This window comes from Spongiactinospora sp. 9N601, from assembly GCF_044326295.1.
GTDB classification, from domain to species: domain Bacteria; phylum Actinomycetota; class Actinomycetes; order Streptosporangiales; family Streptosporangiaceae; genus Spongiactinospora; species Spongiactinospora gelatinilytica.
On record NZ_JBIRBB010000008.1, the window covers coordinates 66612 to 89736 of the forward strand.

Sequence of the window (23125 nt, forward strand, 5' to 3'; positions counted from 1 at the left end):
GTCGCTCCCGCCAGGGTCACGTCGCCTCCACACCCCATTCAGTTAAGAAACTTTCCTAATCCGAGGAAACTAGACAGCGAAAGGACCGCCGTCAAGACGACGGCGGTCCTCGCAACCAACCTGTGACTACGCGCGGGCCCCGGCGGGTGGCCGCCTCAGGACGGCGAACCGCCCGCGACCGCGCCGAAGACCTCCTCGCGGACCTTGTCCAGGCCCAGTTCCACGGCCCCGGCCAGCACCGGGTTGCCCTCCAGCGTGGACAGCAGCAACGGCGGCCGGGGCAGGGTGAGGGCGTGCAGCTCACGCTCGATCAGCGCGCGCAGCCGCTCACCGCCGGCCAGCAGCATGCCGCCGGTCAGCACCACGATCTCCGGATCGACCACGGCCACCACCGAGGCCAGCCCCACCGCCAGCCGGGAGGCCACCTCGCCCAGGCCGCGCGCGGCCCGCTCGTCGCCCTCCCCGGCCGCCCGGACCGCGCCCGCCACCGCCAGCGCCGGCGTCGCCCCGCGCACGCCGTGCGCGCGCAGCACCGACCGCACCGCCGGGCCGCCGCTGAGCGCCTGGAACCCGTGGATGGCGTGCCGCCCGGCCTCGCGCATAGTCGGCGCGCCGAGCGCCGGCATGTACCCGACCTCGCCCGCGCCGCCGGTCGCGCCCCGGTGCAGCCGCCCGCCGAGCACCAGCGCCGAACCGAGCCCCGAATCACCCCACAACAACACGAAGTCGTGATAGCCGCGCGCCACTCCGTGCCGCCGCTCGGCCAGCGCCACCAGATTGACGTCGTTCTCCACGTCCACCGGCAGCCCCAGCCCCTCACCGAGCGTGGCCAGCAGATCGGGAACATGCCACCCGGGGATGTGCGTCGCATACCCCAGCCGCCCGCTGCCCGGATCCAGCGCGCCCTGGATGCCGATCACCACCCGGCGCGGGGCGGGCGCGCCGGGCGCCGCCGCACGCGCGCCGCGCAGCGCCTCACGGACCTTGGCCACCACGTCGCCCCGCTCGCGCGGGGTGCTCAGCCGGTGCTCACCGACGACGGTGCCGGTGATGTCGGTGATCGCCGACTCGATCCGCGTATGGGTGACGTCCAGCGCCGCCACATAGCCCGCCGCCGGGTTGAGGCGGTACAGCTCCGCCGTACGGCCCGGCATGCCCTCCCGGACCCCGTCCAGCACCACCAGCCCGGCCGCGCTCAGCCTGGCCAGCATCTGGGAGGCGGTCGGCTTGGACAGCCCGGTGATCGCGCCGATCTCCGGGCGGGTCAGCGGGCCGCGTTCCAGCAGCGCCTTCAGCGCCGCCCGGTCGTTGATCGCCCGCAGCAGGCTGGGCGTGCCGGGAGCGGGCGCGGTCACCCGGTCACCTGCCGCACGCCGGACGCCGGCGCCTGCCCACCGTGAGAAAGTATTGGGGATGTCACAACCGACCCGCCATCTCGATGCGCGTGAACGCGAGCTTGCCAAGGAGCAAGCCTACGTCACCAGGCTGTACGACCGCCTCGACGCACTGCGGGAGCACACCCGGCGGCAACTCGACGGCGTGCTCGCCCAAGGCGGCGGCGGCACGATGCAGAACCGCTCCGAGCGCGACACCTTCGCCACGATGTACGCCGAGCGGCTGGCCCGCCTGTGGGCCGTGGAGCACGCGCTGTGCTTCGGCCGGATCGACCACGCCGAAGGCGCGAGCCCGGCACTGGAAGAACTCCCCGGCCAAGCGCCAGGCGAGGAGCAGGGCGAGGTCACGGGCTCGCTCTACATCGGCAGGATCGGCCTCGGCGACGGCGAACGGCGGCTGCTGATCGACTGGCGGGCCCCCGTCGCCCAGCCGTTCTACCGGGCCACCCCCGCCGCGCCGATGGGCATCACCCGCCGCAGGCACCTGCAGACCCGCGGCCGGCGCGTCGTCGGCATCGACGACGACCTGCTCGACGTGGACAACCTCACCGACGACGACGTGGCCACCCTCAACGGCGAGGCGGCGCTGCTGGCCTCGATCACCGCCGCCCGCACCGGCAGGATGCGCGACATCGTCGCCACCATCCAGGCCGAACAGGACCGCGTGATCCGCTCGGCCCTGGACGGCGTGCTGGTCGTACAGGGCGGGCCGGGCACCGGCAAGACCGTGGTCGCCCTGCACCGGGCCGCCTACCTGCTCTACACCCACAGGGAACGCCTGGCCAGGCGCGGCGTGCTGATCCTCGGCCCCAACCCGACGTTCCTGCGCTACATCGAGCAGGTGCTGCCCTCACTCGGCGAGACCGACGTGCTGCTGTCCACCGTCGGCGAGCTGTACCCCGGCGTACGCGCCACCGCCAAGGAGCCCGACGCGGTCGCCGCCGTCAAAGGCGACGCCAAACTGGCCAAGGTGATCGCCCGCGCTGTCGCCGACCGGCAGCGGGTGCCCAGAAAGCCGCTTTCCATCACCCTCGGGTCGCACACCCTCACCCTGGAGGCGCGCACCCTGGAGGCGGGGGCCGCCCGCGCGTCCCGCTCGCGCCGCCCGCACAACCAGGCCCGCGGGGTCTTCGTCAGGCACCTGCTCAACGCGCTGGCCCGGCAGTGGGCCAAGCGGCTCGGCAAGGGCGTGATCGACGATGAGGAACTGGCCGACCTGCGCGAGGAACTGCGCACCGAGCCCGCCGTGCGCTCCGCCCTGAACCGCATGTGGCCCTACCTCACCCCCCAGCAGCTCCTGATCGGCCTCTACACCTCCCCCGAACGGCTGGAGGCCGCGGCCGGCGGCCTGCTCTCCCGCGCCGAACGCGCCCTGCTGACCCGCGCCGCGCCCCGCGCGGGCGGCGGCTGGGAGTGGACCGAATCGGACGTCCCGCTGCTGGACGAGGCCGCCGAACTGCTCGGCGACATCGACGAGCACGTGCTGCGGGCCAGCGCCTGGATGGCCGAGGAGGAACGCGCCGCCGCGCAGGCGGCCCGCCGCGAGGAACAGGACCGCGAACTGGCCTACGCCAGGGAGGTGCTGGAGCTGACCGGCATGGCCGACGTTCTTGACGCCGAACGCCTCGCGGCCCGCCACCGCGAGGAGACCGACGACCTGACCACCGCCGAGCGGGCCGCCGCCGACCGCACCTGGGCGTTCGGGTACGTGATCGTCGATGAGGCGCAGGAACTGTCGCCGATGGCCTGGCGGGCGGTGATGCGCCGCTGCCCGGCCAAGGCGATGACCGTGGTCGGCGACATCGCCCAGACCGGTACCAGCGCCGGCCCCGCCTCCTGGGACGAGGTGCTTGCCCCCTACACCCAAGGTCGCCACCGGGTGGAGACGCTGAGCGTCAACTACCGCACGCCCGCCGAGCTGATGTCGGTCGCCGAGGGGGTCTTGACGCTCATCGGCCCCGGCCTTCGCGCGCCGCGCTCGGTACGCGAGAGCGGCGCGCCGCCGTGGCGGCAGCGGCTCGGCGACCTGGCCGAACTCGGCGCGCTCGCCGCGCAGGAGGCCGTCGCCGGCGGGCGGCTGGCGGTGCTCGCGCCCGCCGCGCTGGCCGCCGAGGTCGGCGCGGCCGTCACCGCCGCGGTGGCCGGCGCCGTCGCCGGCCCCGGCCCGGACGCCCTGGACGCGCCCGCCGCGGTACTGACCGTGGCCGACGCCAAGGGCCTGGAGTTCGACGCCGTGATCGTCGCCGAACCGGCGGCGATCCTGGCCGAGTCACCGCGCGGCGCCAGCGACCTGTACGTCGCGCTGACGCGCGCCACCCGGAGGCTCGGCGTGGTGCACACCGGCGACCTTCCGCCGGTCCTGTCGGCCTTGCCCGACCGCCCCGCCTTGCGATGACATGGCCCCCGTTGCCCGGTCGGCTTGACATGTCCAGGCTGCTAAAACTTGGCTTTCCCGCTGATCGGGGCACGGTTGACATCTGAGCTGAGGTCGGTAGTTTGCTGCGCAGTCCAGCACGGGACTGGCCGGTTGGCCGTCTTCGACATCGCCGGATCCTGCGCCCGTGACGGAGGGTGACTTCGTCCGTACAGCCAGGCGCAGGGCCGGTGATCCGTCGGGTCGGGGCACCCCATCCGGGCGGGGGGTTGGACCCGGGACGGGCCCGGACGCCCAGTAGACAACGGAATTCCGCGCTCGCCGCCGACGGGACGGATCCGGTCCGAAGGGTTTCCGGGCCCTCTTCCCGTTCCGTGCCTGGTCACGTACGCGCCGGGTGATCCTTGCGGCACCCGCCTGCCGGCGGGGATCACCCTGTGTGCGTGCCTGCCTTTGCCCGGCTCGCCCAGGTCAAGGGCGTCGCCCGGTGCCGCCGGTGCGGTAGCGTGCAGGGACTGGCATGCTCGGGTCTTCGCCTCGGGCCCTTCGCAGGGAGACCTTCCTCGGTGGTGCGAGACAACAAGGGCGTCCCGGCCGCCGCGCCGGACGCGAAGGGGCCGGCCACACCGGCCACCCCTCCGCCCGGCCCCACCCGGGCACCCACCCCGCATACCGGGGTGACCGGCCCCGGCGATGACCACACCTCTGCACCACAGACCGCCCCGGCCGGCCCCGCAGAGGCGTCCGCCCTCGGGGCCGGGTCCGATGATCCCGGCGGCGGCCGTGCCCACGGCCCCGGGGGTGTTCAGGCCGTGGACTCCGCGGAAACCTCCACCGTTCGGGCCGGGTCCGATGATTCCGGCGATGATCGCGCCGCCGCGCGCGAGCCCGTACTGCAGTCCGCCCCGGCCGGTTCCGGGCATGATCACGTTGCGGATCCCGTAGCGGCGTCCAGTTCGCGGGCCGGGTCTGATGCCGCCGGTGGTGGCCGTGTCGCCGGGGCCGGGCCGCGCGCTGGGGGGCCGGGGCCGGCTTCGCGGTGGGGGCTCGCCGGCCGGGTGGCCGCCGCGCTCGGCGGGGGCGTGTCGCTGTTCCTGGCCTTTCCTCCGATCGACGCGTGGTATCTCGCGCCGCTGGGCGTGGCGCTGCTGGCGCTGTCGGCGCGCGGGTGCCGGGCCCGCCGGGCGCTGTGGCTGGGCTACCTGGGCGGGGCGGCGTTCCTGCTGCCGTCGATGGCCTGGGTGATCACCATCGGCGTCGACGCCTGGCTCGGCCTGGTCGCCGTGGAGAGCCTGTTCTACGCCGCGCTCGCCGCGGGCGTCGCCGTGGTCGGCCGGCTGGCCTGGTGGCCGCTGTGGGCGGCGGCGCTGTGGGTCGCGGTGGAATGGGCGCGCGGGGTGTTCCCCTTCGGCGGATTCCCCTGGTCGCGGGTGGCCTTCAGCCAGGGGGAGTCGGCCTTCACCCGGTACGCCTCCCTCGGTGGCGCGCCGCTGGTGACCTTCGTGGTGGCGCTGTGCGGCGGGCTGCTGGCCGCCGCCGTACTGAAGGCCCGCTCACCTCGCGGGGGGCTCGTCCGGGCTCTCGCGCCGCCCCTGGCCGGCGCGCTGGTGCTGCCCGCCGCGGGCGCGTACGCGATCCCGCACCCCGCCGACGAGGGCCGGACGGTCAACATCGGCATCGTCCAGGGCAACGTGCCCGGACGCGGCATGTACCCGATGGGCGACGAACCCGCCGTGGTGCTGCGCAACCACAACGAGCAGATCCACGCGATGGCCCGCGCCGTGCGCGAGGGCCGGCTGCCCCGCCCCGACCTGGTCGTGCTGCCGGAGAACTCCACCGACATCGACCCCTACCGCGACGCCTACGCCCGCGCCTCCATCGACGCGGCGGTCAAGGACATCGGCGTGCCCGTCCTGGTGGGCGCGGTGGTGGCGATCGGCGACCGCGAGCGTGCCACCCGCAGCCTGGTGTGGGACCCGGTGACCGGGCCCGGCGCCTACTACGACAAGCAGCAGCTCGTCCCGTTCGGGGAGTTCACCCCGTTCAAGGAGATCGTGCTGGCCCTGTTCGAGCGGGCCAGGCTGGTGGGCCGCCAGTCGGTGGCCGGCACCCGCGACGGCGACCTGCGGATGGGGCCGGTGACGATCGGCGCGGTCAACTGCTACGAGGTGGCCTTCGACCGGGTGGTACGCGACACCGTCAGGGCGGGCGGCACCCCGCTGGCCGTGCAGACCAACAACGCGACCTACGCGCGCAGCAACCTTCCGCCGCAGCAACTGGCCATGTCCAAGCTGCGCGCGGTCGAGCACAACCGGGCCGTGGTGACCGCCGCCACGACCGGCATTTCGGCATATGTCACGCCAGACGGCGTGGTGGCCTGGCAGACCGGCGAACTCGTCGCCGACATGACCGTGGTGACCGTCCCGATTCGATCGCAATCCACCCTCGCCACCATGGTGGGGCCGGGTCCTGAGTGGGCATTGATACTCCTGGGGGCCTGCGCCGTCGGCGTGGCCCTCCTGCGCGCCAGGCGCGCCCCGCTCAGCAGCGAGCCGATGGGAGACGAGGGCCGATGATGGAGCAGTCCCCGGGCAGGGTTCTCGTCGTCGTCCCCACCTACAACGAACGGGACAACCTGCCGATGATCACCGCACGGCTGCGCGAGGCCGTGCCGGAGGCCCACCTGCTGGTCGCCGACGACGCCAGCCCCGACGGCACCGGGCAGGTCGCCGACGAACTGGCCGCGGCCGACCCCAACATCCACGTCCTGCACCGGCCCGCCAAGGAGGGCCTGGGCGCCGCCTACATCGCAGGGTTCCGCTGGGGCCTGGCCGAGGGCTTCGACGTACTGGTGGAAATGGACGCCGACGGCTCCCACCGCCCCGAGGAGCTGCCCAAACTGCTGCACGTCCTGGCCGACGGAGCGGACCTGGTGATCGGCTCGCGCTGGGTGCCCGGCGGCAAGGTCGTCAACTGGCCCTGGTCACGGGAGTTCCTGTCGCGCGGGGCCAACCTGTACACCCGGATGAGCCTCGGCGTGCCGGTCCGCGACGCCACCGCCGGGTTTCGCGCCTACCGGGCGGCCACCCTCCGCAAGATCGGCCTGGACGACGTGGAGTCACAGGGCTACTGCTTCCAGGTCGACCTGACCCTGCGCACCCTGCGGCACGGGCTGCGGGTGAGCGAGGTCCCGATCACCTTCGTCGAACGCACCGCCGGGTCCAGCAAGATGAGCCGGGCGGTCATCGCCGAGGCGCTGTGGCGGGTCACCGTGTGGGGCGTCACCGGCCTCCCCGGCCGCCTGCGCCGCCCTCGCTGACCTCGCCGTTCTCGTGCCGCGATCGGCTTGACCTTGACACCGTGACAAGCACTTCACTGTCGTCAAGGAGGTGGTCCCGATGACCCTGCCGGAACACGACACCGATACGCTCCGAGCCTTCCAGACCTCACAGGACGGCGGCCCGTCGATACGGCTGCGCGCGGCGCTGGCGGCCGGCACGACCCCCGACCCGCGGCTCATCGGCGAACTCGTCGAACGTTGCGCGATCGAGCCGGAGTTCTACGTACGCGACATGCTGACCTGGGCGCTCACCCGCCACCCGGCCGCACTGACGGTCCCCAGGCTCATCGCCGAACTCCGCTCCGAGCGCGCACAGGCCCGCAGCCAGGCGCTGCACACCCTGTCCAAGATCGGCGACCGGCGGGCGTGGCCGGCGATCACCCGGGCGCTGCTCACCGACGCCGACGAGGAGGTCGCGCGCACCGCCTGGCGCACGGCGGGCGCCCTCGTGCCCGAAGGCGAGGAACCCGAACTGGCCGCAGTACTGGCGACCCAGCTCGGGCGCGGCGCGCGCGAGACGCGGCTGAGCCTCAGCCGGGCGCTGGTCGCCCTCGGTACGGTGGTCATGCCGCTCCTGCGCGCCGCGACGGCCGATCCCGACCCTCGCGTACGCCGGCACGCGATCGCCACGGAACGGCTGCTTGAGGACCCGGACGCCGGATTCGAGTTCGCGATCGAGGAGGCCAGACGCGTCGTCGCCCTCGGCGGCGGCAAGGAGGAGTGATGGGCAGTGTTGATCGGTGATGTGGCACGGCGGTCCGGGGTCAGCGCCCGCATGCTCCGGCACTACGACTCCCTCGGCCTGGTACGGCCGACGGGCCGTACCGAGTCCGGCTACCGGGACTACTCCGGCGAGGACATCCGGCGGATCTTCCACATCGAGAGCCTGCGGTCGCTGGGCTTGTCGCTGCGGGAGGTCGGACGCGCCCTGGACGACCCCGGCTTCACCCCCGGCCAGCTCGTCGACGACCTCATCCGCCAGGCACAAGACCGCATCGCGGCCGAGAGGGAACTGCTCACCCGGCTGCGCCGGATCGGCGCCGCCGAACCCGCGGGCTGGCAGGACGTCCTGTCGATCGTCGCGCTCCTGCAGGGCCTGGGGGCCAGGAACGCCGGCAGGCGGCAGCGCGCGGCCCTGTCGGCCGCCGAGGTCGCGGTGCCGGTGGAGGCACTGGTCGAGGCGGCGCTGAGCGAGAGCGACCCGCACGTCGCCGGGGCCCTTCGATGGGCATTGGCGCAATCGGGCGAGGAGGGATCGGCGCTGCTGGCCGAGGGCCTGCGCGCACCGGCGGCCGAGGTGCGCAAACGCGCCGTCCAGGCCATCGCCGAACTTCCCGGCGGTACGGCGGGCGCGCTGTTGCGCGACGCCCTGGCCAACCCCGACGTCGTGGTCCGCAGGTATGCGGCGCTGGCGCTGGGGGCACGTGGCGCGGCCGACGTGGTCCCGGCGCTCCTGGACACGCTCATCGACATGATCGTCGAGGGGGTGAACGACGTCGACGCGGCCGACGCGCTGAGCGCGCTGGCCGCTCGCCCCGCCCCGGCGGATCAGATCGCCGCCCGGCTCCTCGCCCGCCTCGCCGGCGACGCCACCGAACCGGCCGCACGCGCACGGCTCACGCAGGCTCTCGCGGAAATCCCAGGGCCGGCGGCCTCCCGGGGCCTTGCGGAGCTGTCTCAAGACGCGGATCGTGCCGTCGCGCTCACCGCCGCCTACATTCTGCGAATGCGCGGCGTGGAGGGCGAAGGACTCTGAAGCCGGGGCGGAACGCCGGGGCGTCCCGGGGCCTTGCGGAGCCGTCTCAAGACGCGGGCGGATGCGCGTGCGGAGGGGGACCGGACAGGCGCGGGCGAAGGGCTCTGAAGCCGGGTGAACGCCGGGGTGTCGTGGGGGTTTGTGGAGCCGTCTCAAGACGCGGGCCGCGTCGTCGCGTTCACCGCCGCCTGCTTTGTGCGAATGCGACCGCAAGGGCCTGGGCGAAGGGGCTTGAGGGCGGGCGGAACGCCGGGGCGTTCCGGGGCGTTGGACATCATGTACCCACCACGCCGTCCGGCTTGCCCGTGTGATTGAGGTTCGACATGCGCCTGTTGATGCTCCTGGCCTTCTTGGCCGTCCCGGTCCTGGAGGTCTTGGTGCTGATCCAGGCCGGGCAGGTCATCGGCGGCTGGCCCACGGCCGGTCTGCTGCTGGCCGGTGCCGTCGCGGGCACCTGGCTGGTGCGCAGGGAGGGCCGCCGGGTGTGGCGGTCCCTGCAGGAGTCGCTGGGCGGCGGGCAGATGCCCGAGCGTGAGCTGGCCGACGCGGCGATCGTGGTGGCGGGCGGCACGCTGCTGCTCCTTCCGGGGTTCATCTCCGACGTGGTGGGCCTGGCCTGCGTACTGCCGCCCACCCGGCCGCTGGTGCGCCGGGTCGCGGCGTTGCTGTTCGCCCGCAGGATGCGCAGGCTGGCGGAGTCCTCGCCGCTCGGCGGGCCGCTGCCCGGCGGGGCCTCACCGTTCGGTGGCGGCCCCTTCGGCGCCCCGTTCGGCCCGGGACCACAGGCCGACGGGCCCGCCACCGGTACGGTCATCCGCGGCCAGGTCATCCACGACGACCCCGCCGACACCCCGCCCACCGGGTCCGCCGGGTCCGCCGACGCCCCCGTACCACGCCGCCGCGACCCCGGCGCCTGACCACCCCAAACCCGGCCGCACCGGCGGTACCAGAGCGGCGCGGGGTAGCTGAGCGGTGTTTTGGGACTGCTGCCGCGAACTAAGCCCGAGGCGGTCGACTCGCAGTTCGAGGTACCGGAGCGGCGTTTCGGCGCCGCTGCCGCGAACTAAGCTGGCGGGCATGGTCAAGCGTGAGGCGGGTGGGGTGTGGCTTCGGCCGGAGCGGCCGGTGCGTGAGGCGCCGATGACCCGTGAGCGGATCGTCGCCGAGGCGGTGGCCCTCCTGGACGCGGAGGGGGTCGCCGGTCTGACGATGCGCCGCCTGGCCGAGCGGCTGGGCACCGGCTCCACCACCCTGTACTGGCACGTCACCACCAAAGACGACGTGCTGGACCTCGCGCTGGACGCGGTGTTCGGCGAGGCCCGGCTGCCGTCCGCCGACGCCGGAGGATGGCGGGCCCGGGCCCGGGCGCTGATGGGGGAGTGGCGGGCCGCGATGCTGCGCCACCCGTGGACCTCCGCGCTGCTCGGCCGCCCGCTGATGGGCCCCAACGTGCTGGAACGCACCGAGTACCTGCACGCCACGCTGGCCGGGGCGGGGCTCACCGGCCCGGCCCTGACCGCCGCCGCCTACGGCCTGTCCCACTTCGTGATCGGCTCGGCGATGATGGAGGCGGCCTGGCAGAGCAGCGGTCAGAGCACCGATGAGGGGGCCGGGGCCGCCGATGCGGCCATCGCCGGGCACCTGCGCGAGCGCGCCGAGCGCTACCCGGTGCTGGCCGGGCAGGGCCATCCGGCCGCCACCGACTGGGACGCCTCCTTCGAGCGCGGCCTGGGCTACCTCCTCGACGGGATCGCCGCCGCCCTGCCCACCCCGCCGGACGCCCGGTGAGCCCGGCGCCCGCAGGAGTTGACTCTCACACCGTGTGAGACGGGAGCGTGAAGGCGTCATGTTCACCATCGGAGATTTCGCCACCATGGGCCGGGTCTCGATCCGGATGCTGCGGCACTACGACGCGATCGGGCTGCTGCGTCCGGCGCGCGTCGATCCGGCCAGCGGCTACCGCTACTACGAGGCCGGGCAACTGAAGCGGCTCAACCGCCTGGTCGCGTTGAAGGATCTCGGTTTCACCCTCGCCGAGGTGGCCAAGATCGTCGACGACGATGTCGGCACCGCCGAGTTGCGCGGCATGCTACGCCTGCGGCAGGCCCAGGTCGCCCAGCAGATCGCGGCCGACACCGCGCGCCTGGCCCGGATCGAGGCGAGACTCCGGATGATCGAAAAGGAAGGTGCCATGAGCACGAAGAGCGTCACCGTCAAGACGGTTCCGCCGGTCCGGATCGCCTGCTCGGCCGGGGTCGCCGAGAGCGGCAATCACGAGGACGTCGCCCCGGTCATCGGCGGCCTGTTCGGTGAGTTGTTCGGGGCGCTGGGACAGGCCCAGGTCACCCCGGCCGGGCCGGCCATGGCCACGTACGCGCCCGCGGACGGGGATCGGCTGACCGTCACCGCGGCCTGCCCGATCGCCGCCGACGCCACCGCCGGCCCGCTGGAGGTCAAGACCCTCGACGGGATCACCGCCGCGGCCTGCTACGTCCATCACGGCCCGATGGCCGCCATCGGCGAGGGCTACCAGGCCCTGGCCACCTGGATCGAGGACAACGGCCACCGCACCGACGGCACGGCCCGCGAGGTGTACCTGGTCTCACATCCGGAGCCTGAGGAGCGCTGGCAGACCGAACTCCAGATGCCGATCACCCAGGGCTAGCGCCGCACGCGAAACGGCGACGCCCCCGGCGCCGCGTTCCGCCGCGGGTGGCGGAAGGTGGGGCCGGGGGCGTCGCCGCTCTGGTATGGGGGCCTTCGGGTCGGGGACGTCAGGCGCTCTTGCGGCGCTGTGCGCGCAAGATGGCCAGCCGCTCGTTCAGCACCTCTTCGAGGTCTTCGATGGTGCGCCGCTCCAGCAGCATGTCCCAGTGGGTCCGCGGCGGCTTCAGCTTCTTGGTCTGGGGCAGCTCGCCGTCAACACGGACCGCGACCGCGCCGCAGCTTCGGCACTCCCACGTCGCGGGAATCTCGGCCTCGGCGGCGAGCGGTACGTCGAAGTGATGGCCCTTCGGGCAGGTGTAGGACACCTCCTGGCGCGGAGCCAGGTCGGTGTTGCGGTCGTTCTCGTAGCTCGTCGCGCCGAGTCGGGTACCGCGAAGCGCACGCTCGCCCATGTTTCAATGCCTCCTGAGGGCCCCATCTTGAGGGGTCTGTCTCCCACTGGCGTACAACGCTTGATACCGTGGATGGATTCCCATCCGCGGGGTGATCCAATCGCGCTTTTTGTCGCCGAAGCTCCCCGTCTTGGGCAACGTCCCCCTCCAGCGGGCCCACAGGCTAGATCCGCCGGGGCACCTCGTTTCCCGCCGCGCGGATCGCCTTGGGCAGATCGACCAGGGCCAGCAGCACCAATCCGAGCACGAAGAAGACCATCAAGAACAAGATCCCCAGCCGGTAGCTGCCGGTGAACTGCAGGGCCAGCCCCAAGGTGAAGGACCCCAGGAACGTCGAGCCCTTGTCGCTGATCTCGTACAGGCTGTAGTACTCCGCCTCCTTGCCGGCCGGGATGACGTGGGAGTACAGCGACCGTGACAGGGCCTGCGTGCCGCCCATCACGATCGCGATGGCGAACCCGAGCCCGAAGAACGGCAGCGCCGAGCCCTGCGGCAGGAAGTAGGCCACGGTCACCACGGCGGCCCAGCCGACCAGCGCCACCATCACCACCTTCTTGGCCCCGTAGACCCTGGCCAGGCGGCCCAGCAGCAGCGCCCCGCCGAACGCCACGAACTGCACCATCAAAATGGCGCCGATCCTGACCTCCTCGGGCAGTTTCAGCTCCTGGTCGGCGTAGGTGGCCGAAAACGAGATGACCGTCTGCACGCCGTCGTTGTAGATCAGATAGGCGACCAGGAACGCCAGCGTCAGCGGATAGCGGCGCAGTTCGCGGATGGTGCGGCCGAGCTGGCGGAAGCTGCGCCCGACGGCCTGGGCGGAGGTCTCACTGCCGGGGGTCAGCGCGCGGCGGTTGCGCAGCCGCAGCAGCGGGATGATCGTGAACCCGCCCCACCACACCCCGGCCGAGGCCAGCGCGATGCGGGCGGCGGTGCCGCCGGAAAGCCCCAGGGACTCGGCCTTGAGGAACAGCCCGAGGTGCACGGCGAGCAGCAGCCCGCCGCCCAGGTAGCCGAACCCCCAGCCCATCGCCGAGACCCGGTCGCGTTCGGCGGGGCCGGCGATCTCCGGCAGGAAGGAGTTGTAGATGACGAACGCGGCGGCGAACCCGACGTTGCCGAGCACGAACAGCGCCCCGCCGAGCAGGTAGCCGCCGCCGCCGACGAACCAGAAGCAGCCGGTGGCGCCAGCGCCCAGGTAGGCGAAGAGCGCCATCAGCTCCCGTTTGCGGCCGGTGTGGTCGGCCAGCGCCCCGGCGACGGGCATCACGATGATCTGGATGACGGCGGCCACGCCGACGACGAAGCTGTAGTAGGCGCTGGGGCGCACGTCGAAGCCGAGGACATCGACGTAGGGGCGGCCGGCGGCGGCGGTGCTCGCCAGCTCGGTCAGGTACGGGCCGAGGAACACGGTCAGCACGGTGGTCGGGAACGCCGAGTTCGCCCAGTCGTACCAGTACCAGCCGCGTTGCTCGCGTTTGCGGGCGGCGGGGGTCTCCTGCTGGGCGGCGGGGGCCGTCATGGATGCTCCTGGACGTCGGGGAGGGGGAGGGGGCGGGCCGGGGTCATGGCTCGGGTCATGGCTCGGGGTCGGGCTCTTTCAGGAGGGCGCTGGGGTGAGCGGGTGCCACATGCCGCGCGCCCGCAGCACCTGCCGCAGGCCGGTGATGTTGTCGGACATGATGCCGTCCACGCCGAGGTCGAGCAGTTGCTCCATGCGCGCCGGCTCGTTGATCGTCCACACGTGGACCTGCATGCCCAGGGCGTGCGCGGTGCGCACCAGGGCCCGGGTGGTGACGCGCAGCCCGCGAAACCCGACCGGCACCTGCACGCACGGCACCTGGGCGCGGGCCAGGCGGGTCAGCAGCCTGCCGTACCCGGAGGTGGCGGCGGCGGCGCGCAGCGCGGCCACCCCGCGGGGGCCCAGCGCCGAGCACACCTCGCGGCCGACGGCGGCGCGGGCGCGGCTGAGCCGTTCGTCGGAGAAGGAGGTCAGGCAGACGCGGTCGTGGGCCGCGGTGCGCCTGATCGCCTCGGCCAGCGGGCCGATCGCCCCGGCCTCCTTGACGTCGATGTTGAACCGGGCCCGCGGCCAACTGCCCAGCAGGTCCTCAAGGAGCGGGATCTCATCGACGCCGCCGACGCGCGCCTGGCGCACCATCCGGTAGGGGAGTTCGGCGATCCGGCCGGTGCGGTCGGTGACCCGGTCCAGGGTGTGGTCGTGGAAGGCGACCAGCACCCCGTCGGAGGTGGCGTGGGCGTCGGTCTCCAGGTAGGTGTAGCCGAGGTCCACGGCGCGGGCGAAGGCGGCGACGGTGTTCTCCCGGCCCTCGCCGGCCCCGCCGCGGTGGGCGAAGGCCAGCGGGGCGGGATGGTCGAGGAAGGGGAAGCGTCGCTGCACGTGCAGGAGTATGCCCGGTGCGGGGGCCCGGCGTCAGTCCGGGGAGGTGAACGTTGGGCTCATGGGCCGCCGGCCGCCTCGGGGCGGGCCCATTCGCGGCGGCGGGCCTCGGCCATGGCGATGGCGGCGGCGATCCCGACGTTGAAGGACCCGACGCGGCCGACCTGCGGGATGTAGCACACCGCGGCGGCGGCCTCCAGCAGCGCGGGGGAGCAGCCGTGGTCCTCCCCGCCCAGGGCCAGGCACACCGCGCCGCCGAGCGGGGCCTCGTGCAGCGGTACGGCATCGCCGCTCAGCTCGACGGCCACCACGGTGAAACCCGCCTCCCTGGCCGCCTGGACGGCCGAGAGGGTGGGCACGGGCTCCTCCCACGGCACCAGCCGGTCGGTGCCCAGGGCGGTCTTCTGCGCCTTTTGGGTGGTCGGTGGGGTGGCGTTGCCGGCCAGCCAGATCCGCTCGGCGCCGAACGCGGCGGCGGTGCGGAAGATGGTGCCGATGTTGAACGGGCTGGTGACCGATTCCAGGATGAGCGCCAGGCGGCCCTCGGTGGAGCGGCGCCAGGCGCGGTTGAGGCGCTTGACGTCGGTCGGGCGCAACTGCCTGCGGGTGTTCACCTGGACTCCGCCGTTCACCTGGACTCCACCTTGGCCTCCACTTTCAGTATCCGGTACGACGATCGGGACGCCACGCGGGTGACCGGGTGCCCCTGGCCGGCCAGCCAGCGCTGCAGGGAGTCCGAGCCGAGGTGCTTTTGCACCACCAGGTGCGCCGCGCCGCCGGGGGCGAGGCGGTCCAGCCAGCGGGTCAGCATCGCGTGCAGCGCGGGTTTGCCGATGCGGATGGCCGGATTGGACCAGATCGCAGCGAACCGTACATCGGGCGGAACCTCGTCGGCATGCATCGACCTTACTTTGTAAAGGCCGTGGGCCGTGGCATTCGCCGCGCACAGCTCCAGCGCCGACCGGTTCACATCCACCGCCCACACCGTCGCCTGCGGCGCACGCGTCGCCATGGTCAGCGCGATCGGGCCGTACCCGCAGCCCAGGTCCAGCAGGTCGCCCGTGGCGGGCGGCGGCGGCACGGTCTCCAGCAGCACCCGGGTGCCGGGGTCGATCCTGCCGGGGGAGAACATCCCGCCGCCCGTCGCCAGCCGCAGATGCAGGTCGGGCAGGACGAGCGTGACCGATCCCGTCGTGCCGGGCCGGGCCCCGCCTTCGGGCCGCTCGGAGAAGTAGTGCGCCACGGGCATCGACGTTACCAATGCCGGGGCACCACCCCCGCCCGCCGCTTTCAGGGCAGGCGGGAGCCGAACAGCAGCGACAGCGCCGCGACCAGCGCCCCGGCCAGCAGCGCGGCCAGCACGAACCACTGGCCGATCTCCTGGTGGACGGTCTTGTAGCCGAGGGAGGTGCCGATCTGCTCGTACACCTCGCGCAGCTCGGTGCCGGACTCTGCGGCGTAGGCCCGCCCGCCGGTGCCGTCCGACAGGGTCTGCAAGGTGGCCTTGTTGACCGGCACGTTGACCGCCCGCCCGTCGATCACCACGGTGCCCTCCTGGGTGCCGTAGGCGATGGTCGACACCGGCACCCGGGCCTGCACGGCCGCCTCGATGGCCTCGCTGACCGCGCGGCCGGAGGTGTTGTCGCCGTCGGACAACAGCACCAGCGCCGCCGGCGGCGGGTCGGTGGCGGCCCGCTGGTCGAAGGAACGGATGGAGTCCAGGGAGTTGAACACCGCCTCGCCGATGGCGGTCCCGGCCCGGGTGGACAGGTTGCCGATGGCGGTGATGACGCCCAGGTGGTCGGTGGTGGGGGAGACCACCACCGCGGCCGAGCGGGCAAAGGACACCAGGCCGACGTTGAACCGTTCGGGCAGGTCGCGCACGAACCGCTGGGCGGCGTCCTTGGCGGCGCTGATCCGGTCGGGGGTGACGTCGTCGGCCTCCATGGACAGGGAGATGTCCATGGCGATGATGATGGTGGCCCGGTCGCGGGGCACGCGCACCGCGTCGGCGGGACGGGCCACGGCCAGCACCAGCAGGGTCATCATGAGCAGGAACAACGCGGGCGCCAGGTGGCGGCGCCGGCCGGGCGCCGCCGGGGAGACCAGCGACAACAGCGGCAGGTTGGAAAACCGCACGGCGTGGCGGCGGCGGGCGAACTGCGCCGCCACATAGCCGCCGGCCAGCGGCACGAGCGCGGCCAGCAGCCACAGCCAGCCCGGTGACAGGAACGTCATGCGCCCCCCGCCTTCCCCGCCCGGCCCCCGGCGGCGGGGTGGCGGTGCGCCAGGTGGGTCATGCGCCGCTGGCGCAGCACGAACTGCGCGACGTCGACGACCCAGTCACGGTCGGTGCGCAGCACCAGGTGGGCCACCCCGCAGCGGCGCAGCGCCGCCGCGGTGGCCGCCCGCTGGGCGGCGGCGGCCCGCGCGTAGGATTCGCGGACCTTGCGGGTCAGGTGGACCTCGGCGGTGCGGCCGGTCTCCGGATCGGTGAGGGTGAGCACGCCGACCGGCGGGAGTTCCAGCTCCCGCGGGTCGATCACCTCCACGGCCAGCACCTGGTGGCGGGCGGCCAGCCGGCGGATCGGCCGCTCCCAGGGGCGTTCGGCGGCCGGGTCCAGCTCCGGCCGCTGGTCCAGGAAGTCGGACACGATCACCCGCATGCCGCGGCGGCGGCGGGCGGCCGACAGCACCTGCACGCCTTCGGCCAGGGTGACGGGGTCGGGCACCGGCCGGGCGCGGGGGGCGTCCATCAAGGAGTGCAGCAGGCCGTACAGGGCGGGCCGGCCGGCGCGGGCGGGGATGCGGTGCACGTGCCGCTCGTGCAGCACGTAGGCGCCGAACCGGTCGCCGATGCGCCCGGCCAAGAACCCGACGGCGCCGATGGCGGCGATGACCAGGTCGCGTTTTTCCATGGCGGCGGTGCCGAAGTCCATGCTGGGCGACAGGTCGGCCAGCGCCCAGGTCTCCAGTTCCCGGTCGGCGATCAGGTCGCGTACGTGCGGGACGGTGGTGCGGGCGGTGACGGCCCAGTCCATGCGCCGGACGTCGTCCTCGCCGGGCACATAGACGCGGCTGTCGCCGGTCTCGCTGCCCGGCCCCGGCAGCAGCCCCTGGTGGGAGCCGTGCAGCATGCCGTCCAGCCGCCGCACGATGGTCAGCTCCAGGCGGCGCAGCGCCTGTTCGGCGGCTCTCATCGCCGGCCCTGGTTCCACACCACCAGTGGCGGGGGCACGGCGGCGAGTATCTGGCGCACCACATCGTCGGGGGCCACGCCGTCGGCCAGCGCGTCGAAGGTGAGCATCAGCCGATGACCCATGACGTCCACCGCGACATCGCGGACGTCATCGGGCAGCAGGTAGTCACGCCCGCGTAGCAGCGCCAGCGCCCGCCCGGCGGCGACCAGCCCCAAGGTGGCGCGGGGACTGACACCGATCTCGATGGTGTCGGCCATCTCCGGGATGCCGTAGTCGCCCGGGACGCGGGTGGCCATCACCAGCCGCACCACGTAGTCGGCGACGAGCTGGTGGACCGACACCTGCTCGGCGAGGTCCTGCAGCGCGGCCAGCCGCGCCGGGTCCAGCACGGGCCGCGGCTCGGGCGGTTTGACGCTCATCCGGTGCAGGATCTCCAGCTCCTCGCGGGCATCGGGGTGCTCGACCCGCACCCGGAACAGGAACCGGTCGCGCTGCACCTCCGGCAGCGGGTACACCCCCTCGGACTCGATCGGGTTCTGGGTGGCCAGCACGATGAACGGGCGGGGCAGCGGGTGGGTGCGCCCGGCCAGGGTGACCTGCCGCTCGGCCATCACCTCCAGCAGCGCGGACTGGACCTTGGCCGGGGCGCGGTTGATCTCGTCGGCGAGCAGGAAGTTGACGAACACCGGGCCGAGTTCGACATCGAAGCTCTCGCTGGACGGGTGGTAGACGCGGGTGCCGACGATGTCGCTGGGCACCAGGTCGGGAGTGAACTGGATGCGGGCGAAGCTGCCGCCCACCACGGTGGACAAGGTCGCGGCGGCCAGGGTCTTGGCCACCCCCGGCACCCCTTCCAGCAGGCAGTGCCCGCGGGCGAGCAGCGCCACCAGCAGCCGCTCGACCATGTGCTCCTGGCCGACGATGACGCGCCTGACCTCGGCCAGGGCCTGGCGCAGCACCTCGGCGTCGGTGCCGCTGGGTACTTCTTCGGCGACGGTCATCTGCTGTGCGGCACGCGGGCCGGGCCGGTGGCGGGCCGGCCGGCGCGCGCCTCTCCTTTCGCTCGCGGGCGCGGAAGCTGCATGACGATTGTTATTCCACCAAACGGCGTGTTGAACGTGCCGCGAGGCGGTGTGCTTTCATGACTGGTGTGGCCAGTCCGCTGCAGTACGGCGATCCGCCCAGCCTAGGGCCGTTCGTGATCCAGGCCCGCCTGCGGGTGGGCCCGGCCGGGCTGGTCTACCTCGCCCAGGCCCCTGACGGGCGGGCGGTTTCGGTGGCGCTGCTGACCCGGGGGGCGGCCTTCGACGCGGCGGCGCGAGACCGGTTCGTCACCGCGATCAGGGAGGCCGCGCCGGAGCGGGGCGGGGTACGCGGCTGGGTGGCGCGGCGCTCGGCGCGCCGTACGGCGGTGCTGGACGCCTTCCCGCCGGTGGTGGCGATGGACGTGGGACAGGCGCCGTGGGTGGCCACCCCCTACCTTCCCGGGCGGCCGGGGGCCGAGCGGTTCCTTGAGCCGGTGCTGGTCAGCGGCATGCTGATCGGTGAGCGGCACGGGCCGGACTTCGTGCCGCACTGGATCTCCGACCGGGTTCCGGCGGTGCCCGCGCCGCCGCGGCCCAAGCCGCCGCCGATCGAGTCGCGGCGGGCGGTGCTGACGGCCGCCGCCGCGCTGGCGCTGATGCTGGCCCTGCTGTTCGTGGTGGGGTGGCTGGTGTTCGGCCGGGCCGATGATCAGGCGCGGCCGATGCGGCCGCTGCCGCCGACGATGTTCGTGCCGACCCCGCCGCCGGTGCCCACCACACCGATGCCGCGCGAGCCGACCCCCAGCCCCTCGCCCAGCGAGTCGCGGCCGGGCTCACCGGCGCCGGAAGGACGCCAGGACGGCCCGGGGGACGCGATCTGAGCCCGCCCCTTCGAGACCTCGGCAGGCCCGGCTAGGCGACGCGGACGGTGACGCCGGCGGCGGTCAGCGCCTCGCGCTGGCTCGCGGGGATGCCGTCGTCGGTGACCACCACGTCCAGCCGCTCCAGCGGGCACACCGTGCCGAACGCGGTGCGGCCGAACTTGCCGGAGTCGGCGGCGGCGATCACCCGCCGGGCGGCGGCGATGGCGGCCTGTTTGACGGCGACGCCGGGCAGGTCGTGGGCGGTCAGCCCGTGCTCGGGGGAAAGGCCGCAGCAGCCGATGACGGCGGTGTCGAAGCGCAGCGCGGCGATGGCCCGCTCGGTGAGCGGGCCGGTGAAGTCGAGCTCGCCGGGGCGGACCTCGCCGCCGGGCACCACCAGCCGCACCCGCGGCGCGCCGGCCAGCTCCGCCAGCGGCTGCACGGCCAGCGGCAGCACCGTCAGGCGCCGCTCGCGCAGCGCCCTGGCCACCTCCAGGGCGGTGGTGCCGCCGTCCAGCAGGACCGCCTCGCCGTCGGCGATCAGGGCGGCGACCTCGGCGCCGATGCGCCGCTTGGCCTCCACCGCCTCCCGCTCGCGGACCTGGAACGGCGGTTCCTCCCCGCGCAGCAGCAGGCTGATCGCGCCGCCGCGGACCCGGCGGGCGACGCCCTGGCGGGCCAGCTCGTCCAGGTCGCGGCGGATCGTCATCTCCGACACCCGGTGGCGCAGGGCGAGCTCGGCGACCGAGACGGTGTCGTTGACACGCAGCGCGTTGACGATCTCACGCACCCGATCGGCACCTTCCATGTGTTCATATGAACACACCGAGTGTTGGCCTGGCAAGCCGGCCCGCCCCGTCGCCAAGATCGGCCACCCGGTGCAGCAGACTGCGTTCATGCGTGCCGGTCGCCTGCTCTCGCTGTTGATGCTCCTGCAGACCAGGGGCCGGGTGACCGCGCCACAGATCGCCCGCGAGCTGGAGGTGTCGGTACGCACGGTGTACCGGGACGTGGAGGCCCTGTCGGCGGCGGGCGTACCGGTGTACGCCGACCGCGGCCCGGCCGGCGGATACCGGCTGCTGGACGGCTACCGCACCCGCCTGAACGGGCTGAGCCCGCAGGAGGCGGCCTCACTGTTCCTGGCGGCGCTGCCCGGCCCGGCCGCCGAACTGGGCCTGGCCGAGGAGGCGTCGGCGGCCGGGCTCAAACTGCTGGCGGCGCTGCCGCCCGAGCCGCGTTCACGCGCCTTCCGGATGCGCGAGCGCTTCCACCTGGAGGTCCCCGGCTGGTACCGGGGCACAGAAGAGGTGCCGCACCTGGCCGTGGTGTCGGAGGCGGTGTGGGAGGAGCGGCCCCTGCGGATCGGCTACCGGCGATGGGGGCAGCGCGAGGTGGAACGCCTCGTCCACCCCTACGGCCTGGTCCTGAAAGGCGGTACGTGGTACCTGGTGGCGGGCGTGGAGGAGGCGGTGCGCACGTACCGGATCTCGCGCATCCTGTCGGCGCAGGTCCTGCCGGGCACCTTCCAGCGGCCCGCCGGCTTCGACCTGACGGAGTACTGGCGGCGGTGGGCGGCCGACTTCCGGCAACGCATGTACACCGCCGAGGCACGGCTGCGGCTCGCGCCCGGCGCACACGACATGCTGCGGCTCACGCTGACCGCCGAACTGGTGGACGCGGCCCTGGCCGAGGCGGGCCCGCCGGACGCCGCCGGGTGGGTCACCGTGGTGGTGCCGGTGGAGTCGATCCGCCACGCGCGGTGGGTGCTGTTGCGGATGGGCGCGCAGATCGAGGTGCTGGACCCGCCGGAACTGCGGGCGGCGATGGAACGCGAGGTCGCCGGCATGGCCGCCGTGTACGGCCTGGCCGCCCCGCCCGGCGGGTAAACCCGTTGCGCCGCGCAGGGGCCCTCGCCACGATGACGCCATGCATATCGTGGCCTTCGCAGGGGCCTGCCTTCTGATCGCGATGACGCCCGGGGTGAGCACGGCGGTCATCTTGCGCCAGACGCTGCGCGCCGGGCCCTGGCGGGGCATGGCCGCCACGCTGGGCAACGAGACGGGTGTGCTGGCCTGGGCGCTGGCGGCGGCGTTCGGCCTGTCGGCGCTGGTGACGGCCTCACAGGTGGCCTATGACACGATGCGCATCGCCGGGGCGGTGGTGCTGGTGGCGATGGGCGCCCAATCGCTGTGGCAGGCCCGCCGCCCCGCCACCGAGCCCGCGGGGGGCGTGGAGGTCGCCGGGCCGGGCCTTTCCGGCGGCGGGTGGCGCGGCTCGTACCTGGCGGGGCTGGGCACCTGCCTGGCCAATCCGAAGGCGGCGGTGTTCGCGATGGCGTTCCTGCCGCAGTTCGTGCCCGCGGGCGCGGACGCGCCGGCGACGCTGACCGTGCTGGCGGTGGTGTGGGCGGCGGTCGACACGCTGTGGTACGCGATGGTGATCTGGCTGATCGGCCGGGTCCGGGCGGTGCTCGGGCGTCCGGCGGTGCGGCGGCGGCTGGAGCAGGCGTCCGGCGTGGTGCTGATCGGCCTGGGCGTGCGGCTGGCGGCCGAGAGCCGATGAGCGGGGGAGCCGGGGAGCGGGGGAGGGGGCTCAAGATGAGCGAGGTGTACTTCGAGGAGGCCGGTTCGGGAGACCCGGTCACCGTGCTGTTGCATTCCTCGACGGCCGACGGCCGGATGTGGGACCCGCTGTGGCCTGCCCTGGGGGCGCGTTCGCGGGTGATCCGCTTGGACTTTCGCGGTTATGGGCGCACGCCGTACGCCTCGCCGGTGCCCTACGCCGACTGCGGTGATGTGGCCGCGCTGCTGGTCGGGGCCTCCTACGGCGGGCAGGTGGCGCTGGAGGTGGCCACGGCGCATCCGGAGCTGGTCGGGAGCCTGGTGCTGCTGGACGCGGGGTGCGGCCTGCCCAAGACGCCCGATCTGCGGGCGTTCATCGCCGAGGAGGACCGCCTGCTGACGGCGGGGGAGGTGGAGGCCGCGGTGCGGCTGAACGTGGACACCTGGCTGGGGCCCGAGGCCGGCCCGGCTGGTGGAGCTGGAGTGGGCCGGTCACCTGCCGAGCATGGAGCGGCCTGCCGAGATCACCGACCTGATATTTACTTTGTAAAGCCGATCGGCTGGTGGGCTTGACCAAAGCCCAACGAACAACCCCTCAGCCAGGCGGCGAAGACGAATCGGCCTGTGCTTCTTCTTCGCGTAGCCGCCGCCCGGCCTCGTACATGCGGATGCCCACGAGGTCGAGCATGCGCAGGGTGTCCAGGTCCAGGTGGTCCAGGATGCGGCGCAGGCCGGCGAGGCCGGTGTCCTGGAGTTCTTCGATGAGGGCCTTGCCCTTGGGGGTCAGTTCGACGCGGCGGACGCGGCGGTCGGCGGGGTCTTCGTGGCGGCTGGCCAGGCCGTGGCGGACGAGGCGGTCGACGATGCCGCTGACGGTGGCCAGGCCGACGCCGAGGTGGCGGGCGAGGTCTTGACCGGAGGCCGAGCCGAGGGATGACAGCAGCACGGTGACCTGAAGCTGGCGCATTGTCAGATTCGAGGCGGATCCGGGCAGGAATCGGCTTCGGGCAATGTATCGCGCCAGCTCATGCTGGATGCGGGCGATCCGGTTGATCAGCACGTCGCGTTCGTCGATGTGTCTCACCTCTTGACTTC

The 23125-nt window shown here is 73.4% G+C and carries 23 protein-coding genes; 12 read left to right on the top strand and 11 right to left on the bottom strand.

Annotated elements, in window-relative coordinates:
* Positions 1 to 155: 155 nt before the first annotated feature.
* Positions 156 to 1355, bottom strand: coding sequence for an ROK family protein (locus ACH34R_RS20105; protein ID WP_397562985.1), 1200 nt, complete (start codon positions 1353 to 1355; stop codon positions 156 to 158).
* A gap of 58 nt (positions 1356 to 1413) precedes the next feature.
* Between ACH34R_RS20105 and ACH34R_RS20110 the strand changes: the two genes are divergently transcribed.
* The 8 genes from ACH34R_RS20110 to ACH34R_RS20145 all read left to right on the top strand — a co-directional run bounded on the left by ACH34R_RS20110 (position 1414) and on the right by ACH34R_RS20145 (position 11529).
* Complete coding sequence (locus tag ACH34R_RS20110) at positions 1414 to 3789, top strand: HelD family protein (protein WP_397562986.1); 2376 nt, start codon at positions 1414 to 1416, stop codon at positions 3787 to 3789.
* A 1037-nt stretch (positions 3790 to 4826) separates the two neighbouring features.
* Complete coding sequence (gene lnt, locus ACH34R_RS20115) at positions 4827 to 6344, top strand: apolipoprotein N-acyltransferase (protein WP_397562987.1); 1518 nt, start codon at positions 4827 to 4829, stop codon at positions 6342 to 6344.
* A complete protein-coding gene (locus ACH34R_RS20120; RefSeq protein ID WP_397563378.1) occupies positions 6344 to 7087 on the top strand; it encodes a polyprenol monophosphomannose synthase in 744 nt (247 codons plus the stop codon). The genes lnt and ACH34R_RS20120 overlap by 1 nt, the downstream gene beginning before the upstream one ends.
* A 79-nt stretch (positions 7088 to 7166) precedes the next feature.
* Positions 7167 to 7832, top strand: coding sequence for a HEAT repeat domain-containing protein (locus ACH34R_RS20125; RefSeq protein WP_397562988.1), 666 nt, complete (start codon positions 7167 to 7169; stop codon positions 7830 to 7832).
* A gap of 6 nt (positions 7833 to 7838) precedes the next feature.
* Positions 7839 to 8864, top strand: a complete 1026-nt coding sequence (locus ACH34R_RS20130; RefSeq protein ID WP_397562989.1) for a MerR family transcriptional regulator — start codon at positions 7839 to 7841, stop codon at positions 8862 to 8864.
* A 323-nt stretch (positions 8865 to 9187) separates the two neighbouring features.
* Entirely contained in the window at positions 9188 to 9781 is a 594-nt protein-coding gene (locus ACH34R_RS20135; protein ID WP_397562990.1) for an FxsA family protein, read from the top strand.
* Between the two features lie 160 nt (positions 9782 to 9941).
* Entirely contained in the window at positions 9942 to 10652 is a 711-nt protein-coding gene (locus tag ACH34R_RS20140) for a TetR/AcrR family transcriptional regulator (protein WP_397562991.1), read from the top strand.
* A gap of 58 nt (positions 10653 to 10710) precedes the next feature.
* Complete coding sequence (locus ACH34R_RS20145; protein WP_397562992.1) at positions 10711 to 11529, top strand: MerR family transcriptional regulator; 819 nt, start codon at positions 10711 to 10713, stop codon at positions 11527 to 11529.
* Positions 11530 to 11638: 109 nt separating this feature from the next.
* Here ACH34R_RS20145 and ACH34R_RS20150 read toward each other — a convergent pair whose 3' ends face one another.
* The 8 genes from ACH34R_RS20150 to ACH34R_RS20185 all read right to left on the bottom strand — a co-directional run bounded on the left by ACH34R_RS20150 (position 11639) and on the right by ACH34R_RS20185 (position 18582).
* Positions 11639 to 11983: an RNA polymerase-binding protein RbpA gene (locus ACH34R_RS20150; protein ID WP_111171841.1), complete on the bottom strand. Its 345-nt coding sequence runs from the start codon at positions 11981 to 11983 to the stop codon at positions 11639 to 11641.
* A 163-nt stretch (positions 11984 to 12146) separates the two neighbouring features.
* Positions 12147 to 13502, bottom strand: coding sequence for an MFS transporter (locus tag ACH34R_RS20155; RefSeq protein ID WP_397562993.1), 1356 nt, complete (start codon positions 13500 to 13502; stop codon positions 12147 to 12149).
* 78 nt (positions 13503 to 13580) lie between these two features.
* Entirely contained in the window at positions 13581 to 14381 is an 801-nt protein-coding gene (locus ACH34R_RS20160; RefSeq protein ID WP_397562994.1) for a glycerophosphodiester phosphodiesterase, read from the bottom strand.
* 59 nt (positions 14382 to 14440) lie between these two features.
* The gene (locus ACH34R_RS20165; RefSeq protein ID WP_397562995.1) at positions 14441 to 15013 is read right to left on the bottom strand and encodes a TrmH family RNA methyltransferase; all 573 of its coding nucleotides are present in this window, start codon (positions 15011 to 15013) and stop codon (positions 14441 to 14443) included.
* Positions 15010 to 15630: a class I SAM-dependent methyltransferase gene (locus ACH34R_RS20170; protein WP_397562996.1), complete on the bottom strand. Its 621-nt coding sequence runs from the start codon at positions 15628 to 15630 to the stop codon at positions 15010 to 15012. The genes ACH34R_RS20165 and ACH34R_RS20170 overlap by 4 nt, the downstream gene beginning before the upstream one ends.
* Positions 15631 to 15671: 41 nt before the next feature.
* Positions 15672 to 16619: a VWA domain-containing protein gene (locus ACH34R_RS20175; protein WP_111171942.1), complete on the bottom strand. Its 948-nt coding sequence runs from the start codon at positions 16617 to 16619 to the stop codon at positions 15672 to 15674.
* Positions 16616 to 17581, bottom strand: a complete 966-nt coding sequence (locus ACH34R_RS20180) for a DUF58 domain-containing protein (RefSeq protein WP_397562997.1) — start codon at positions 17579 to 17581, stop codon at positions 16616 to 16618. Before ACH34R_RS20180 ends, ACH34R_RS20175 begins: the two co-directional genes overlap by 4 nt.
* Positions 17578 to 18582: an AAA family ATPase gene (locus ACH34R_RS20185; RefSeq protein ID WP_397562998.1), complete on the bottom strand. Its 1005-nt coding sequence runs from the start codon at positions 18580 to 18582 to the stop codon at positions 17578 to 17580. Before ACH34R_RS20185 ends, ACH34R_RS20180 begins: the two co-directional genes overlap by 4 nt.
* A gap of 140 nt (positions 18583 to 18722) precedes the next feature.
* Between ACH34R_RS20185 and ACH34R_RS20190 the strand changes: the two genes are divergently transcribed.
* Positions 18723 to 19487: a hypothetical protein gene (locus ACH34R_RS20190; protein ID WP_397562999.1), complete on the top strand. Its 765-nt coding sequence runs from the start codon at positions 18723 to 18725 to the stop codon at positions 19485 to 19487.
* 31 nt (positions 19488 to 19518) lie between these two features.
* On the opposite strand, the gene ACH34R_RS20195 is transcribed toward ACH34R_RS20190, so the two are convergent.
* Positions 19519 to 20259, bottom strand: coding sequence for a DeoR/GlpR family DNA-binding transcription regulator (locus ACH34R_RS20195; RefSeq protein WP_397563000.1), 741 nt, complete (start codon positions 20257 to 20259; stop codon positions 19519 to 19521).
* A 106-nt stretch (positions 20260 to 20365) separates the two neighbouring features.
* Here ACH34R_RS20195 and ACH34R_RS20200 point away from each other — a divergent pair, with 106 nt between their 5' ends.
* From ACH34R_RS20200 to ACH34R_RS20210, 3 genes are read left to right on the top strand one after another with little or no spacing between them, the layout of a single operon-like run.
* Positions 20366 to 21355: a helix-turn-helix transcriptional regulator gene (locus tag ACH34R_RS20200; RefSeq protein WP_397563001.1), complete on the top strand. Its 990-nt coding sequence runs from the start codon at positions 20366 to 20368 to the stop codon at positions 21353 to 21355.
* 40 nt (positions 21356 to 21395) lie between these two features.
* Positions 21396 to 22031 (top strand): LysE family translocator, encoded by a 636-nt coding sequence (locus tag ACH34R_RS20205; RefSeq protein WP_397563002.1) that lies wholly within the window; start codon positions 21396 to 21398, stop codon positions 22029 to 22031.
* A 35-nt stretch (positions 22032 to 22066) separates the two neighbouring features.
* Positions 22067 to 22603: an alpha/beta fold hydrolase gene (locus ACH34R_RS20210; protein WP_397563003.1), complete on the top strand. Its 537-nt coding sequence runs from the start codon at positions 22067 to 22069 to the stop codon at positions 22601 to 22603.
* 22 nt (positions 22604 to 22625) lie between these two features.
* On the opposite strand, the gene ACH34R_RS20215 is transcribed toward ACH34R_RS20210, so the two are convergent.
* Positions 22626 to 23114, bottom strand: a complete 489-nt coding sequence (locus ACH34R_RS20215; RefSeq protein ID WP_397563004.1) for a MarR family winged helix-turn-helix transcriptional regulator — start codon at positions 23112 to 23114, stop codon at positions 22626 to 22628.
* Positions 23115 to 23125 lie beyond the last annotated feature (11 nt).

Bases quoted from the DNA above. Each gene is read 5' to 3' on its own strand.
- ACH34R_RS20190 (WP_397562999.1), top strand. From the start codon at position 18,723: ATGACTGGTGTGGCCAGTCCGCTGCAGTACGGCGATCCGCCCAGCCTA.
- ACH34R_RS20155 (WP_397562993.1), bottom strand. From the start codon at position 13,502: ATGACGGCCCCCGCCGCCCAGCAGGAGACCCCCGCCGCCCGCAAACGC.
- ACH34R_RS20120 (WP_397563378.1), top strand. From the start codon at position 6,344: ATGGAGCAGTCCCCGGGCAGGGTTCTCGTCGTCGTCCCCACCTACAAC.
- ACH34R_RS20210 (WP_397563003.1), top strand. From the start codon at position 22,067: ATGAGCGAGGTGTACTTCGAGGAGGCCGGTTCGGGAGACCCGGTCACC.
- ACH34R_RS20180 (WP_397562997.1), bottom strand. From the start codon at position 17,581: ATGAGAGCCGCCGAACAGGCGCTGCGCCGCCTGGAGCTGACCATCGTG.
- ACH34R_RS20135 (WP_397562990.1), top strand. From the start codon at position 9,188: ATGCGCCTGTTGATGCTCCTGGCCTTCTTGGCCGTCCCGGTCCTGGAG.
- ACH34R_RS20150 (WP_111171841.1), bottom strand. From the start codon at position 11,983: ATGGGCGAGCGTGCGCTTCGCGGTACCCGACTCGGCGCGACGAGCTAC.
- ACH34R_RS20200 (WP_397563001.1), top strand. From the start codon at position 20,366: ATGCGTGCCGGTCGCCTGCTCTCGCTGTTGATGCTCCTGCAGACCAGG.
- ACH34R_RS20110 (WP_397562986.1), top strand. From the start codon at position 1,414: ATGTCACAACCGACCCGCCATCTCGATGCGCGTGAACGCGAGCTTGCC.
- ACH34R_RS20125 (WP_397562988.1), top strand. From the start codon at position 7,167: ATGACCCTGCCGGAACACGACACCGATACGCTCCGAGCCTTCCAGACC.
- ACH34R_RS20175 (WP_111171942.1), bottom strand. From the start codon at position 16,619: ATGACGTTCCTGTCACCGGGCTGGCTGTGGCTGCTGGCCGCGCTCGTG.
- ACH34R_RS20205 (WP_397563002.1), top strand. From the start codon at position 21,396: ATGCATATCGTGGCCTTCGCAGGGGCCTGCCTTCTGATCGCGATGACG.
- ACH34R_RS20170 (WP_397562996.1), bottom strand. From the start codon at position 15,630: ATGCCCGTGGCGCACTACTTCTCCGAGCGGCCCGAAGGCGGGGCCCGG.
- ACH34R_RS20185 (WP_397562998.1), bottom strand. From the start codon at position 18,582: ATGACCGTCGCCGAAGAAGTACCCAGCGGCACCGACGCCGAGGTGCTG.
- ACH34R_RS20145 (WP_397562992.1), top strand. From the start codon at position 10,711: ATGTTCACCATCGGAGATTTCGCCACCATGGGCCGGGTCTCGATCCGG.
- ACH34R_RS20140 (WP_397562991.1), top strand. From the start codon at position 9,942: ATGGTCAAGCGTGAGGCGGGTGGGGTGTGGCTTCGGCCGGAGCGGCCG.